General features: G+C 47.6%; 15 protein-coding genes. 8 read left to right on the plus strand and 7 right to left on the minus strand.

Annotation, left to right across the window (positions count from 1 at the left end; all coding sequences use genetic code 11):
- Nucleotides 1-54 precede the first annotated feature (54 nt).
- The gene (locus tag OWN49_RS04310; RefSeq protein ID WP_176283224.1) at nucleotides 55-1,557 is read right to left on the minus strand and encodes a coproporphyrinogen III oxidase; all 1,503 of its coding nucleotides are present in this window, start codon (nucleotides 1,555-1,557) and stop codon (nucleotides 55-57) included.
- A 112-nt stretch (nucleotides 1,558-1,669) separates the two neighbouring features.
- Entirely contained in the window at nucleotides 1,670-2,536 is an 867-nt protein-coding gene (locus OWN49_RS04315) for a Cof-type HAD-IIB family hydrolase (RefSeq protein WP_003155269.1), read from the minus strand.
- 383 nt (nucleotides 2,537-2,919) lie between these two features.
- Between OWN49_RS04315 and OWN49_RS04320 the strand changes: the two genes are divergently transcribed.
- Nucleotides 2,920-4,059, plus strand: coding sequence for a DNA alkylation repair protein (locus OWN49_RS04320; RefSeq protein WP_176283223.1), 1,140 nt, complete (start codon nucleotides 2,920-2,922; stop codon nucleotides 4,057-4,059).
- 38 nt (nucleotides 4,060-4,097) lie between these two features.
- Here OWN49_RS04320 and OWN49_RS04325 read toward each other — a convergent pair whose 3' ends face one another.
- Both OWN49_RS04325 and OWN49_RS04330 read right to left on the minus strand, forming a co-directional pair.
- Entirely contained in the window at nucleotides 4,098-4,448 is a 351-nt protein-coding gene (locus OWN49_RS04325) for a YlbF family regulator (RefSeq protein WP_007409239.1), read from the minus strand.
- Nucleotides 4,449-4,533: 85 nt separating this feature from the next.
- Nucleotides 4,534-5,667 carry a DUF445 domain-containing protein gene (locus tag OWN49_RS04330; protein ID WP_176283222.1) on the minus strand — a complete coding sequence of 378 codons (1,134 nt, stop codon included), beginning with the start codon at nucleotides 5,665-5,667 and terminating at the stop codon, nucleotides 4,534-4,536.
- Between the two features lie 237 nt (nucleotides 5,668-5,904).
- Between OWN49_RS04330 and OWN49_RS04335 the strand changes: the two genes are divergently transcribed.
- The 6 genes from OWN49_RS04335 (at nucleotide 5,905) to OWN49_RS04360 (ending at nucleotide 9,949) form a co-directional block, all read left to right on the plus strand.
- Entirely contained in the window at nucleotides 5,905-6,996 is a 1,092-nt protein-coding gene (locus OWN49_RS04335) for a YheC/YheD family endospore coat-associated protein (RefSeq protein WP_033574471.1), read from the plus strand.
- Nucleotides 6,986-8,344: a YheC/YheD family endospore coat-associated protein gene (locus OWN49_RS04340; RefSeq protein WP_053573527.1), complete on the plus strand. Its 1,359-nt coding sequence runs from the start codon at nucleotides 6,986-6,988 to the stop codon at nucleotides 8,342-8,344. Before OWN49_RS04335 ends, OWN49_RS04340 begins: the two co-directional genes overlap by 11 nt.
- 82 nt (nucleotides 8,345-8,426) lie before the next feature.
- Entirely contained in the window at nucleotides 8,427-8,642 is a 216-nt protein-coding gene (locus tag OWN49_RS04345) for a YheE family protein (protein ID WP_012117190.1), read from the plus strand.
- Nucleotides 8,643-8,866: 224 nt separating this feature from the next.
- Nucleotides 8,867-9,073, plus strand: coding sequence for an alpha/beta-type small acid-soluble spore protein (locus OWN49_RS04350; RefSeq protein ID WP_003155280.1), 207 nt, complete (start codon nucleotides 8,867-8,869; stop codon nucleotides 9,071-9,073).
- 101 nt (nucleotides 9,074-9,174) lie between these two features.
- The gene (locus tag OWN49_RS04355; protein ID WP_003155283.1) at nucleotides 9,175-9,300 is read left to right on the plus strand and encodes a hypothetical protein; all 126 of its coding nucleotides are present in this window, start codon (nucleotides 9,175-9,177) and stop codon (nucleotides 9,298-9,300) included.
- Nucleotides 9,301-9,328: 28 nt separating this feature from the next.
- Complete coding sequence (locus tag OWN49_RS04360) at nucleotides 9,329-9,949, plus strand: NAD(P)-dependent oxidoreductase (RefSeq protein WP_003155285.1); 621 nt, start codon at nucleotides 9,329-9,331, stop codon at nucleotides 9,947-9,949.
- Nucleotides 9,950-9,989: 40 nt separating this feature from the next.
- Here the strand turns inward: OWN49_RS04360 and OWN49_RS04365 are convergent, their stop codons facing one another.
- Both OWN49_RS04365 and OWN49_RS04370 read right to left on the minus strand, forming a co-directional pair.
- The gene (locus OWN49_RS04365; protein ID WP_176283221.1) at nucleotides 9,990-12,011 is read right to left on the minus strand and encodes an ABC transporter ATP-binding protein; all 2,022 of its coding nucleotides are present in this window, start codon (nucleotides 12,009-12,011) and stop codon (nucleotides 9,990-9,992) included.
- On the minus strand, nucleotides 12,008-13,765 hold the full coding sequence (locus OWN49_RS04370; RefSeq protein ID WP_176283220.1) for an ABC transporter ATP-binding protein: 1,758 nt from the start codon (nucleotides 13,763-13,765) through the stop codon (nucleotides 12,008-12,010). The genes OWN49_RS04365 and OWN49_RS04370 overlap by 4 nt, the downstream gene beginning before the upstream one ends.
- A gap of 421 nt (nucleotides 13,766-14,186) precedes the next feature.
- Here OWN49_RS04370 and OWN49_RS04375 point away from each other — a divergent pair, with 421 nt between their 5' ends.
- Nucleotides 14,187-14,687 (plus strand): universal stress protein, encoded by a 501-nt coding sequence (locus OWN49_RS04375; RefSeq protein ID WP_003155289.1) that lies wholly within the window; start codon nucleotides 14,187-14,189, stop codon nucleotides 14,685-14,687.
- Between the two features lie 39 nt (nucleotides 14,688-14,726).
- Here the strand turns inward: OWN49_RS04375 and OWN49_RS04380 are convergent, their stop codons facing one another.
- A complete protein-coding gene (locus OWN49_RS04380) occupies nucleotides 14,727-15,278 on the minus strand; it encodes a hypothetical protein (RefSeq protein WP_060657740.1) in 552 nt (183 codons plus the stop codon).
- Nucleotides 15,279-15,325: the final 47 nt, after the last annotated feature.

Here is a 15,325-nt window from a genome sequence, read left to right on the forward strand (position 1 = left end):
TACAGACGGTTAAACATAAAAAAACGGCACGCTGATTCCGTGCCGTTTTTGATATTATAATGCAGATTTGACGAACATCTCATCTAAGTATTTGATTTTCTCTTCTGTATAATGCTCGAATCGGTCATTATATGATTTCGGGTCTTTCGGATTGGCGAAGTGCGTGATTTTTCCGGTTTCCGGATGAATGAATTTGCTTGCCGCGCCGCAGCCGATACCGATAATCGTCTGCACTTCTTCCATAATCATAATGTTGTAGATGCTCTCCTGACCCGGGAAAGAGTAGCCGACATTTTCTAGGTTTCCGAGAATGTTTTTCTGCCGGTACAAGTAGTACGGCGTATAGCCGTGCTCTTTTGTCCAGCGGACGGCGTCATCCATCATGCGGGATACTTCCTGCCTGTCGGCAACTTTATACTTATGCTTGTTTCTCGTCATTTCTGACGCCCGTTTAAAAGAAAGCGTATGAACGGTCAAAGATTCAGGCATCAGCTTTTCCGTTTCTTCAAGACTGTGCCTGAACTCAGCCGTCCCTTCTCCCGGCAGGCCGATGATCAGGTCCATGTTGATATTATTCATGCCGTGTTTGCGGGAAAGATGGTATTTTTCGATGGTTTCTTCAACTGTATGGTGTCTGCCGATGGCCTTTAGCGTTTCGTTTTCATAAGATTGCGGGTTGATGCTGATTCTGTCAATCTTATACTTATTTAAAACGGCCAGCTTTTCCTCCGTAATCGTGTCGGGACGGCCCGCTTCAACGGTAATCTCCCTAATATTCGCGACATCCGGGAAAGAGCGGACCATTTCTTCATATAAAAGATCCATTTCTTCAGCGGTAATGCTTGTCGGCGTGCCGCCGCCGAAATAAATGGTCGTCACTTTGATATCATGCCGCTTCAGCCATTCTCCGATTTTCTGCATTTCATAGTGAAGCCCCCATAAAAAGGAGCCGACTCTTCCCGCCTGTCCTTGAATGGCATAAGCCGGAAACGTGCAGTAGGCGCACTTCGTCGGGCAGAACGGAATGCCGATATAAATGCTGACTTCATCCTTGACCCGGTACAGATCGGGAACCGCAGCGAGCTGGCGGTCGACAATCTCCTGCATCAGATTGATTTTTTCATCATGGATCAGATAATCTTTTTTCAGATCGGCATGCGCCTCTTCTTTTGTCAGGCCGCTCTGCAGCTTTTTATGAAGAAGTTTAGTAGGCCTGATGCCGGTTAAGATTCCCCATTTTTGTATCATGCCCGTATGTGATTGAAGAAGATTTAAGTAGACATATGACAGCGTGTTTTTCACCTGTTTAAATACTTCTTTTTCGCTCCATCCGGCAAGAAGCGGTTTCGTGTGATGTTCCTTTTCGCCGGTTCTTTTGATTTCTCCGGATACCGACACGCTGTCTGCATCTTGAGAAATGGCAAGTGAGATGACGAGATCAGAGGATGCCTCCGTTTCGCCGTACGCAAGAACACACTCTTCAAAAAATAAATTCGCGATGTTTTGCAGCGGACGATGCAGCCTGTCATCCGTTATGCCGTCTATTTTTATTTGCAATGTGATCACCTTATTTTTCAGATTCAAAACTTTCTTTAGTGTACAGAAAGAACAGGCTAAAATCAATCCGCGAAAAAGCCGCAGACCGGCGTTTCGCGTCTGCGGCTCTTGATTACGGCCGTTTCATATGGAACTTATCGAGAAAGCCTTTGCGGTGCTGCATGCGGAAATATTCCTTAATCATATAGGCGACTCCCTGTTCATCATTTGACCTTGTCACCCAGTCCGCTTTTCTTTTTAATTCATTTGAGGCATTCCCCATCGCGACGCCGAGACCGGCCAGCTCGATCATCGGCAGATCATCTTCCTGATGGCCGATCGCTACAACCTCTTCCATTGAAAGCCCGAGATCAGCGGCGACCATCGAAAGTCCGCTTTCTTTTGAAACCCCTTTAGGCACGATGTTCAGTTTTTCTCCGTTGACGCGGATCACATCGACGGCCGGGAATGCTTTCATTATCGTATCCGTTATATCAGCCTGCAGGCCATCTTCAGCGTGCACTTCAATGACGGGCGCTGAAACCGGCTCATCAAGGAGCAGGTCACTTAATGATTCGACAAACTGCACCGGATAAAAAATCGGATCAGACGGATGAATCATCGTTTTCCCGACCAGATTGGAGTTCACTTTCTTCTTGTTTCCGATCGAATATTTTTCGTGAAGAAGCCGGATATTGCATTGATAGCTTTCCAGCACCTGAACGATATTAAACGTGTGATCTTCTGATATTTTCTTTTCAAAAAACGGCTCATCTATTTTTTCAGAAATGTATGCGCCGCTGTGGGTAATCAATTTTGCATTCAGCTTTAATATTTTCGCCACTTTTTGAGCGGAGCGAAAATGGCGGTTTGTGACCAGTGTGACGTAAATCCCTTTTTTCTTGACGTATTCGATGGCATCCTTTGTCGTCTGATGAAGTTTGCCGTTGGAGCGAAGAAGCGCTCCGTCTATATTTAACGCCAGCATTTGTTTTGACACAGAGAAGTCCCCCTCCTTGATGACTGTACTTGTCATTAGGATATGACCCTGTCTCTTTGTTTAGAACAACCTTTTCTCCGCAGCAAAAAAGCCTGCCTCAAGCAGACTTTGAACTGTCGTTTTGTTGGGATACGATCGATTTGCTGCCTTCTCCCCAATGTGCATTTCTATTTACGAAATATATCAGGAACCCCTTATTTGACCGTTGATGCGCTCGTTTCACTTACTCTCTGTTGCTACCCCTTAACATACCAGGCAGTATAGGCGACCGTATCCTTAGATCATCTGTAAGTGTAGGCGCTTTCAGAGTTATTATCTCAATAATATTGTTAAAAAACAAGGGTTTTTTTAACTAAAAAAATCAGGGGAAATATCTGTGCTGAATGTATGATAAAGTTGAAAGAGAACATATATTCGCATATAATAAAAGAAAAAAAGCGGTGACTGTCATGTCTCTATTAAAAGATATTTATAACGAAGAATTTGCAGAAGCACTTCTGAACAGAATCAAATCGGCGTACCCGGCTTTTGAGCGGGACAAGTGCCGGGCGCTGATATTTCAGGAAGATTGGCCCGGACTGACGTTAAAACAGCGGATGCGCCGGATCACAGACTCTTTATATGAAACACTGCCGAAGGATTACATACGGGCGCTTGACGTCTTATATGAGACAGCTCCCCATTTCACAGGGCTCGCCGGGATTATTTTTCCCGATTATGTCCAACAGTACGGAACGGATCACTGGGAAGAATCAATGAAGGCGCTTCAGTTTTTCACTCGTTTTTCCACTTCCGAATTTGCGGTCCGCCCGTATATCAGGCTTGACCGGGAGCGGATGTTCAAAGAGTTCCTTTCCTGGACGGAGCATCCGGACGAACATGTCAGAAGGCTTGCCAGCGAAGGCTCAAGACCGCGACTGCCGTGGGGAAGCTCCATTCCGGCTCTTCTTGAAGATCCTTCTCCGATTCTCCCTGTTCTGGACCGCTTGATGCAGGATGACTCGTTATATGTCAGAAAAAGCGTGGCGAATAACCTGAATGACATCTCCAAAACACATCCGGATGTTCTGGCACAGATCGCAGCCGAGCGGTTCGGAAGCTGTCCGCACACGGATTGGGTTTTGAAGCACGCCTGCAGGACACTGTTAAAAAGAGGAGACAAACAGGCGCTTGCGATTTTCGGGTTTGAAGACGCCTCCCGGATTTCATTGGAACGTTTTACACTGAATCCGGAAACGGCCGCCATCGGAACAAGCATACATTTTTCTTTTCAGATCCGCTCATCCGCCCGGCAAAAAGTCAGGGTTGAATACGCGATTGATTTTGTAAAGAAAAGGGGGCACCGCAGCCGCAAGGTGTTTAAGATGTCGGAGTCCGCCATGGATAACGGAGACGTAAAAGCCTTCAGCAAACATCATTCCCTTAAAGATTTAACCACCCGCAAGCATTATCGGGGAATTCACACTCTGTCTGTCATCATTAACGGAACGGTAAAAAGTTCTCTTGATTTTTCTGTTGAATAAAAAAACCCCTCCATTTCATAGATGGAGGGGTGTGGAGCTTATTGCGGGCTGCCGTAAAGCTCTTCAAGAGGTTTCATAATGATTTTGTTTAACTCGCCGATCAGCATGCTCATGCGCTGTTCCGCTTCCATCAGCTGAGAAATCAATTCATGCTGCTGTACGAGAGCAACGGTTTTTTGTGCCTGCTCTACCTCTTCCTGAGTGATTTCTTCACCTGACATCTGCTTCTGCTGCAGCTGCAGCTGTACATTGCGGAAGTTATCAAACATGCGTTTTGCGGATTCATCTGCGTTTACTTGATCATAAAGCCCTCTCAGACGGCTGTATTCATCACTGTTTCGCAAAGCTTTTTCAAGATCATATGCTGCATCATAAAAATGAACTGCCATAGTAACCGCTCCTTTCTTCCTTTCGGACATACCACTCCACTATAACAGACTGCGGAGCGACTTTCATCATCGGCGTATGTTTTCCTTAGAAAAGAATGACAAACAAAGCCTGAATTGCTCCGATTATCCCGCCGAGCAGACCGCCTAAATACGTTATCATCTTAAATTCTCTCTTGGAAATCGACAGCACCATTTCTTCCAGCCGTTCAACGGGAAACTGATCAACCTGCTCTTTGACCACTTCCTCAAGACGCAGCCGTTTCAGCACATCCTCCAAATGAGCGGCAATACTGCCGAGTGCCGCATCAAGCAGCTTCGGCGCGTACGTCCCCGTAATCTCCCCTTCATAACGGGAGATGATGTCACCGAGCCGGCATTCGAAAAAGGGCGCGGTTTGAAGTGCGGCCAAAGCCCGCTTTTTCATGCTGAACAGCAGATCTTTCGCATTCCACTTTTCATCGGCCTCATAAAGTGTATAAGATTTGAGCTTGCCCCATTCTTGAGAAAGCAGATCAGCCAGAAGCTTTTTCGTTTCCTCATTGCGCAAAAACTTTAACAGCTCAGGCAGCACACGGTCTGCCAATCTTGAATTGCCGAGGAACATCTGCACCATGCCGCCGAGCATCCCCCGGGAATTCAAAAAGTCGTCAATCATATTTCCGAGCCTGTCTTTCCCTTCTTCGCTCTCAAAATAATCAATGCTCCGCTTCAGGATATAATCTGCGGCCAGCGGGATTTTTTCATCCAGCTTTTCCTGCAGCTCATCAGGAAGCCAGTCTTTTATGGCGCGGTGCTCATATTTCCGGTACAGGTCCGAAAGCTTTTCATCGGTAAAACGATCAATCCAGGCATCCGTAATTTCCTGCGGATTCCGGATGCCCGCGGCGGCCAAAGCTTCGTGCACCGTCATCTCGGAAGCGGCCATTTTTTGCGTGAATTGTTCGGCGAAAAGAAGCGCCTGGTTTTTAACGGTATCTGATAAAAGCCGCTTTTTTATTCCTTCCGGGGTTAAAAGATGGTTCGTCACCATGAGCCCCATTTGTTTTGCCAATTCATCCCGTCTTTTCGGGATCAGCCCCGGCGTAAACGGAACCCGTTTTCCGAACAGGTAATACGGCCGGTACGGACGAAATAACATCTGAATGGCAAGATGATTCGTCACCGCGCCGATCGCGGCTCCGATCACAATCATAAATAGAAACGTTCCTGCTATGCCCATTCCTTTTCTTCTGCCTCCATCTTATGTTCTATTTTCTTGATGATATATCTATTCGTATTATAGAGGCTGGCGGGCATGCGGGCAAATGAAGAACCTGAATTGTTGTTTGTGAGGAATAAGGCAAGATGCTGTTTCGTACTCTTTACAGTAGATCATCTTTTATGATGCGCTTAGCATATTTATTGGATGGAAGGGCCGTTCCATCAGCGGCTTTTTGAATAAAGGGGGAGTAATAATATGACAACACTCGGTTTTATGTCTGTATCCCGCCGGCACGAAGAAGATTACGCCGGGGAATTGGCTGAAAGAGCGCCTCAATATAATGTGCGCTTAGCCCGCTTTACACCGTTTGATATATTTCCGGATTCTTTGCGCGTGAAAGCGCTTGTCTATCACCCGCAAAGCAGAAAGTGGAACGAAACGGAAATCGATATTCCCGAATATATTTACGACCGCTGTTTTTACGGAAAATCCGCTGAAGCGCAAAAAGCCAAACCGATCGTCGAATGGCTGAAAAAATATCCGAAAACGGAATTTATCGGGCGGGGGCTTCCTGATAAATGGACGGTCACGGATGCGCTCCAAAAGCATCACCTGATCAGTCCCTATATTCCTGAAACGGCCGAAGTCAGCCGCTATGAACAGGTGCAATCATACTTAGCCAAGGAAAAAGCATGTATACTTAAGCCCGCTTTCGGCGCGGGAGGCAGAGGCATCATCCTGCTTGAAACAGGCAAAAAATCAATTACGGCCACTTACTATATCGGAAAAAACAAACAAACAAAATCATTTTCCAATCACGTGTCTTTTAAGTCTTGGTGCAAAAAAGTGCTGCAGCACCGCTATTTGCTTCAATCCTACTTAAATATCCAGGATAAAGAACGGCATCCGTGCGACATCCGCATTTTCATGCGCAAAACGGAGTCAGGCGTTTGGGAAACGGTCGGAAAAGCGGTCAGAAGGGGTTATCAGAACGGTCTTTTATCTCATTTGCCCGGAGGATCAGAACCGATTAAGTTTGACACATGGTTTGAGGAAATTCCGAGAAAGCAGCAGGCCGTTTTATTGGATGATGTCTTTTCGATCACCCAATCCGTCCCTTATTTCCTTGATGAACGGTTCGGACCGCTGTTTGAGCTGGGGCTCGATATTTGTTATGCCAAAGACGGACGCATCTGGCTTTTGGATGTCAATTCAAAGCCGGGACGGAAAGCTATTTTAAGCGTGGCTCCGGAGGCGAAAGAGGATTTGTATACGGGTCCGCTGAGACGCTTCCGCGAACTTCAGTCACAGGAAAGCAGGAAAGGAGTATTACCGCGTGAATCATAAAGGGATGATTGTCGGCATCGATAAAAAAAGCAAAAATACGCTGTTTCTCCCCTCCTCCATGAAACGGGAAGGGCTTTTATCCGCTGCCTTCGGGACCAAGGTTGTCAAATGCCGTGTAGCCTTTTCTCAATCACTTGAAAAAAGCGCGCTCCTTTCTGAAGATTTGTTTGAGGAGCTGTTGATACCGTATAAAAGCCGGGCTGACTTTCTCATACACGGCCAGACGGTGCACATCGGACCGCTGATCGGCGTTTTCACAGCCGGGTTCACATCATCGCCGTCCCGCCCGTTAAGAGACCGTACAGCCTTCTTTTCCAAGATGCTCTCACTTCATGAACAGGCGAACGGATATTGTTTCGTTTTCGGGGCTCATCAGATCAACTGGGAAGAAGGCACCGTCCAAGCGCTGATTTATAAAGAAAACAGCTGGAAACGGACGGCCGTCCCGCTTCCGAATGTCGTATATGACAGGCTCCCGAGCCGAAAAACGGAAGGAGTTCCGCTTTTACAGCAGACAAAACAGAGGCTGATGAATGACTATCAGATTCCGTGGTTTAATCCGCAATTCTTTAATAAATGGGACATTCATAAGCTTCTGGAAAAAAACAGCCTCACCGCTTCACTTCTGCCAAAATCTGTCCTGCACCCGAATGCAGAAGCGTTAGAGACGTTATGCAACACATTTGACACCGTCTATATCAAACCTGCAGACGGCGCACTCGGAACGGGGATTTACAGGGTGGAAAAAACAGATGCCGGCTTATCTGTCAAACACACGAATGAGGAAAAAACGGTGGTGACGGCAGAGTATTCAGATGCGGCATCCTTCATGAAATCATTTAAAGAAAACAATGACCCGTCCGCATTTTTAATTCAGCAAGGCATTGACCTGATCCGGCTGGATGGACGCCCCGTCGATTTCAGGGTGCACACGAATAAAAACGCCGAGGGGAAATGGACAGTGACGGCCATCGCGGCAAAAATTTCCGGTGAAAACAGCATCACGACGCATCTGGCAACCGGCGGAGAAGTCAGGACGTTAGCTGAATTATACGGCGATCCGCGAGAGAGAGTCGGCATGATGCGGAAACTTTCAAAAGCCGCCTTGGCGGTCAGCCGCGTGTTAAATGAGCACATTGAAGGTTTTATCGGCGAAATCGGTTTTGACCTCGGCGTCGATCATTCAGGGAAAGTTTGGATGTTTGAAGCCAATTCCCGCCCCGGGCGCAGCATTTTTTCCCATCCGAAGCTGAGATCGGTCGATTACCTGACAAAACGGAGAAATTTTGAATACGCGTCCTATTTATCAGAACGGTCCATCACCGCCCCGGAAAAACTTTGGCGGTGAGGCTGTCTTTTTTTGGTTTTACCCGGGACAGGCACAGAATGATGAGCTACAATGAACAAGATCAACATTTCCTACAAGGAGCGTGAACGTCATGATTTCGCACTTCAGCTGGAAACCGTTATTCAAAAAAGAGAAACTGCCCGGATGGCGGATTTCATTTTACTGGCAGGGTACGCATTACGAAGGGATTTACCATAAGTCCGGTGACATTGAATGGGGACACACACATCCGGGAAAAGAAGAGCCGGCTCTCGTAAAAGAGCTGCATGAATTAATGCTTTATCACATATATGACTGAAAGCTAAAAGCTCAGCCGCATCAGGCTGGGCTTTTCTTTTCCCTTCCGCTATTTACCACCCGGTTTTCCGAATGAGATGCCGTTTGATTCACCATAATACGTAGTACAAAGCGGCAAACAGCATTGGGTGAAGCCGAGCTGGCAATGGTTTTCATTCCGAAAATCATCGGCTGGTGCAATTCCAGCAAACCCAACCATACTACTTAATAAAGGAGATCATACAAATGGCAAACAACAACTCTTCAAACCAACTATTAGTACCCGGCGCTGCTCAAGCAATCGACCAAATGAAATACGAAATTGCTTCTGAGTTCGGCGTAAACCTTGGCGGAGAAACAACTTCTCGTGCAAACGGTTCTGTCGGAGGAGAAATCACGAAACGTTTAGTATCTTTCGCACAGCAGAACATGGGCGGCCAAGGCGTACAATAACTCAATAAATGGCTTACAGAAGGCGCGGGATACCGCGTCTTCTTTTATGCCGTCACCCTTTTTTCCTATTTCACATACCCTAGGAAAAAAGGAGGGAAAACATGTCATTCATTGCCTCAGTCAATTGGGAGCTGTTTCAGTTCGTAAGTGTTTCTTTGGTCAATGAATATGTTGCCCACCATTTCCCGTTTATTCACAGGCATTCTTTTCCCCGCTGCTTTGAATGATATAATGAGCGGCGAGGAGGTTTTTTACATGAACATCGCTTTACTCGGAGCAACGGGAAGAGTCGGACAGGCTTTTATAAAAGAAGCGCAGAAACATGGACACATGGAGATCTTCGCTCTTGTCAGATCAGCCGGAACAGTCCTTCCCATTCCTGAAAAACAGATCATAACAGGGAATGCGAGGCGGCGGGAAGATGTAAGCCGATTGATTTCCAAAGCGGACACAGTCGTGAGCTGTCTCGGCACGGACGGTGACGATACCCTTTCAGCCGCTATGACCCATATAATAGACGGCATGAAACGGCATCATGTTCAGCGTCTGATTACGATCGGCACCGCGGGTATCCTTCAATCACGGCTTATGCCTGATCAATACCGTTTTGAATCGGCAGAATCAAAACGAAAATCAACAAGAGCCGCAAAGGAACACGCCCGCGTATACGAGATGCTGCTGGCAGAGGATCTTGACTGGACGATCATCTGCCCTACCTACCTTCCTGACGGAGACGCTGCCGGAGTTTACCGGTTCGAACAGGATCGCCTTCCTGAAGACGGCGCCGAAATCACAGTCGGAGACACTGCGCATTTTCTGTACCGCGAGCTGATCAGCCCGCAGTTTGTCAGAAAACGGGTAGGACTGGCTTACTGAATGAAAAAAGGGCGAATCTCTTTAGATTCACCCTTTCCGATTACACCGCGGACTTCGCCGATCCTTTCTGCAATTCATACATTTGATGGTACTGCCCCTTTTGCGCCATTAATTCGTCATGGCTTCCCTTTTCAATGATGCGGCCCTTTTCCAGCACGAGAATCTGGTCTGCGTGTCTGATCGTGGAAAGCCGATGGGCGATAATAAATGTCGTGCGCCCTTCTTGAACGACTTGCAGCGCTTTTTGAATGACTGCTTCTGTTTCGGTGTCAATGTGCGCCGTCGCCTCATCCAAAATTAAAATGGCCGGATCGAACACAAGCGCTCTTGCAAAAGAAATCAGCTGACGCTGGCCTGAGGACAGTGTGCCGCCTTTTTCAGTGACGGGCTCTCTGATGCCCTTCGGCAAAGATTGCAGAAGACTTGCGGCGCCGACTTGGCGAAGCGCTTCTTCCGCCTGCTCCAAAGAAATACGCTGATCATCGAGGGTCACATTGGAGCCGATCGTTCCAGAGAAAAGATACGGATCTTGAAGCACGATCCCCATATGGGATCTCAGCTCCTGTCTTGACATGCTGTATATGCTTTTATCGTCCAGCAGGATATCCCCTTTTTGGGCATCATAAAAACGGAACAGAAGATTCAGGATGGAGCTTTTGCCGGACCCCGTATGGCCGACGAGGGCGACCGTCTCCCCTTTTTCAGCTGTAAAGCTGATGTGTTTCAGCACCTCTTCTCCCTTTCGATATCCAAAAGAAACATCGCGGAATTCCACTGTCCCTTCCGCCTTTCTGTCTGCGGGAGCGCCTTCTTCTTCCGTTTCCTCCTCCTGTAAAAGCTCGAATACTCTGGCGGCAGAGACACGGGCCAATTCAAGCTTCGAAAATTGGTTGACAATTCCCGTAACCGGCTGGAACAAACGGTTTAAATAATCAACAAATGCATATAAAACACCGATCGAAACAATTCCGGCCGCACTCAGACTCGCGCCTCCGAAATACCAGATCAGCCCGACAAACGCCAGATTGCGCAACACATTGACAAGACTGTGGGACATGAGGGAATTTAAGGACAGCATTTTGTTTTTGTAGCGGAAATGAGCTTCATTCAATTCTTCAAATTCCTTCATCGTTTCCTTCTCGCGGCGGAACGCCTGAATAATCGGCATTCCTTGAATGGACTCGTTCATTTTCGCATTGATGTCACTGTTAATGGAACGGATTTTTTGGTTGAAGACGGATGCGTATTTGCGGTACACAACCGACCAGATCATTAAAATCGGAATAATCAGAAGACAAACGGCGGCCAGCCTGACGTCAAGCATAAACAGCGCCGTAAAAATGCCGAGCATATAAACGCCGCTTGTGATAAATGTCGACAGCACCGTTACATATAAATCCCTGACCGCTTCTGTGTCATTCGTAATACGGGCCACGACTTTTCCGGCAGGCAGATTATCAAAGTAGCGGATCGGCATTTTCTGAATGTGTGAAAATACATCCTGCCTCATGCGCTGTATGATCCGGTTCGCTCCCATCTGCAGCAGATAATGCTGACCGTAATGAAAACATACGGAAAACATGAGCAGTCCCGCGTAAATGGCGGTCAACGTCAGCAATCCTTTTATTTCCGGACGGTAAAATTCAAAAATCTCCTGTCTTGATAACGTAATGGCGGGATATGACCTGCTTTCTTTACCGTTTGATATTGTCAGCCGGCCGTCAGCCACCGAACGGTTTCCGTCAAAACTGACGGGACGGTCAACAAAATAGTAGCCCGCACCGACTTGATAAATGTGCGCCTCTCCGGTTTTATCCGCCTCCGGTTTGAGCCGGTCCTCCCTGACATAATCATGCCCCCGGAACCTGACGGCGCCCGGATCGTCCGCAGAGGCTTTAACCCATGTTTTTTCAATGCCGAGAATGTGGTCGTCAATCATTTTTTTTCCGATAAACGGGCCGGTCAGCTCAGTGCCGACCGCAATAATGAGCAGGACGACCGCCCATATCAGCAGCTTCTTATATTGAAGCGCGTAATTCCATAATCTTCTCCCGGTCTTCATGCGCCCGTCCCCCCTTCTTCAAGAGAGGACAGCTGCTGCCTCTCATATTGTTTTCGATACCAGCCGTTCTGCTCCAATAGCTCCCGGTGCGTGCCTCTTTCAGACACCCGGCCTTCATCCATGACGAGAATGAGATCTGCGTGTTCAACTGCCGAGAGCCGGTGGGTGGTGATAATCGTTGTTTTATGCCGCCGTTTTTTACGGATGCTGTCAATGATGGCGGCTTCCGTTTTCGCGTCTACGGCAGAAAGCGAATCATCTAATATGAGAATGTCAGGATCGGTCAAAAGCGCTCTCGCAATTGAAATGCGCTGCTTTTGTCCGCCCGAGAGCGCTACGCCCTTCTCGCCGACAAGCGTCTCAAGCCCGTCGGAAAGCATGCCGATATCGTTTTCAAAATGCGCATCTTTCAGCGCGCCGCCGATTTCCTCTTCGTTTGCATCCTGCCGTCCGTAAAGCAGATTCTCCTTTACAGTCTTAGAAAATAAAATATGATCCTGCGGCACATAGCCGATCCACCCGCGGAGCTCCTCAAGCGGGATCTCCTGAATCGGAACGCCTGTAAACGTGATTGCTCCCGCCCCGGGCGGATATTCACGCAACAGCTGCTTAATGATCGTCGTCTTTCCGCTTCCCGTCTTCCCGACAATGCCGAGTGTCTGCCCTTTTTCTACGGAAAAAGATACATCGGAAACCGCCGGTCCCGCTCCGCTCGGATACGTGAAAGTCACTTGTTCAAAAACAAGACGCCCGGGCTCCTTGATGCCGGCGGGGCGCTTGGGCCCGATCACGTCAGGCTCATAGGAAAGCGTCTCATTGACACGATCCAAGGAGGCATTGCCGCGCTGCATGATATTGATTAATTCTCCGATCGCAAACATCGGCCAGATCATCATTCCAAGGTACACGTTAAACGATACCAGCTCTCCCAGCGTCAGCCGGTTTTGAAAAACGAGATAAGCGCCGTAGCCGAGACCGATGAGATAGCTGAGGCCGACGAGAAGTTTCACAGTCGGTTCAAAAAGTGAATCGATAAACGCCACCTTCATATTTTTCTCATATACATCCGCCGTCATATCACCGAACCGGCTGACATCATTTTTTTCCTGTACGAAAGCCCGGATGACCCGGACGCCGGCTACCGACTCCAGCACCTTGTCATTTAATGATCCGAAAGCATCCTGCGCTTCCGTAAACCGCTCATGGATCTTTTTTCCGTACAGGCTGACCGCAGCCGCCATTATCGGCAGCGGAATAATCGCGGCAAATGTCAGCTTCCAGCTGATGAGAAGCCCCATTGTCAAAAATATCGTCAGCATATACATCGTCGAATCAACGAGCGTTAAGACCCCGAAGCCCGTCGTCATACTGACGGCCTGCAGGTCATTTGTCCCCCGCGCCATTAAATCGCCCGTTCTGTATTTCTCGTAAAACGGCGGTGACATTTGAAGAAGCCTTCCCATCAGTTTTGATCGGAGAATCTTCTCCATGACATTCGCCCCGCCGAAAAGCTGATACATCCAAAAATAAGACAGTAAATAGACGGCTGCCGTTAATGCGAGAAAAACACATATGTAAAACAGCATCCCGCTTTTCGTAAACACGCCCGCCTTCATATCGTCTATCGCGTTACCGAGAAGTTTAGGCGGAAACATCTCAATGACATTCACAATTAATAACAGAACAATCGCTGTCGTATAGCGCAGCCAATAGGCTTTAAAAAACCACGCGAGCTTTTTTAATACAGTAAACAAATACCGTCATCCCCTTTCATCAATCAGCCGCCCTCAAGCTTTTCCGGATTGTTTTTCATTGTTTTCGCTAATGCCGCCACATGCATCACACCTGTCTTTCTTTCATTTTTTTGTATAAAAAAAGACATGAAGCCTCAGCTCCATGCCTCTTATTATTATAAATAAGGTACAGACCCGCCGTTTATACGCGACTGCCCCGTTTTTAAGCAAATGTTCAGAAAACGGAAGCTGTATGGGAGTCACGCCGGTATTCAGCTGAAGATGAGTTGACAAGCTTTAGTTTTGACATGATCCATACCTCCTTTTTCCCTATATTGTTCCTTCATCATATAAACAAATCCTTTTTCTGTCAATGCAGGTTTTACATTTCTGCTGCACGGGTATTGTAAAACAAACCTTTTTTACTGAAAGGATGAGGCTGATGTTTCACGCAGACCGGTTGATAGCAGCTTTTGACGGAAGTGATGATAGTAAAAAAGCGCTTCAAAAAGCCATAGACCTTTCAAAAACGTTTCACGCAGATTTAACGGTCGTACATTCCCACAATGCAAAAGATACCCAGACGATTGTTGATCCCCCGAGGCCGGGAGCCGGGGCAACGTATATCGGCGGCGGGATTGCAAGCGTTCCTGACCCGCTCCAGGCGGAAAGAATCTCCCCTGATCCGATGATTTATGAAGACCGTACGGAAGAAATCGTTGCGGAAGCGAGAATGCTGATGAACGACAGCCAGATTGACGGGGATATCGACATTTTAGAAGGTGATCCCGCTGATGCCATTATCGAGCATGCCGACCGTATATCGGCGGATTTGATCGTCATGGGGAGCCGGGACCAGAACAGGCTGAAAAAACTTTTATTCGGAAGCGTCAGTGAAAAACTGTCATCGAAATCCGATATTCCCGTGCTGATCGTAAAATAATTCTTTCTGTAAAGCAGCTTAATCAAAAGCTGCTTTTTTTTACAGCTCCCGGCTGTTTTTTCTTTTTTTCGGCATCACAAAAAAACTCGCCATGATCAAAAAATCGATGCACAATACGACAGACCAGCCCTTTAACAGTCCGCTGAGCGCTTCGGTGCGGGAAGCGTCCTGAATGAGAAATACCGTTCCGGCTAAAAGAACGCCGCCGATGACAAATGCTAATACATGTCTTCCCCATCCTTTTGCATAATGTTTGGCATAATCCAGTCCGTACCGCTTGACCGGTTTTGCCCCTTCCTTTACCACATAATAGCGGAACCGCTCATCCGCCCATTGAATCATGCTTTTTCCGAAGGCGACAGACACTCCGATATAAACGGCCGCCACTGCATGCGCCATAGTCGCCGCCGCCCCTCTGTATAAATCAGCTGCGGCCGCCAGAAACAGTACAGCATCCAATATAGGAATGAGAGCGAAAAAAAACATTCCGAGCTTTTGCCGCCTGAATATATAGCGCGCCGCCAATCCGAAGATGACAGCCGCCCAAAAAGCAGCCTCACAAATGACAATCAACCAAGCAATCGCGTTCAATCCGGTTCCCCCTTATCGTTTTCTAAAATGCATTGTATCACTGCTTT

The organism is Bacillus sp. NEAU-242-2 (genome assembly GCF_027853835.1).
GTDB lineage: Bacteria > Bacillota > Bacilli > Bacillales > Bacillaceae > Bacillus > Bacillus velezensis.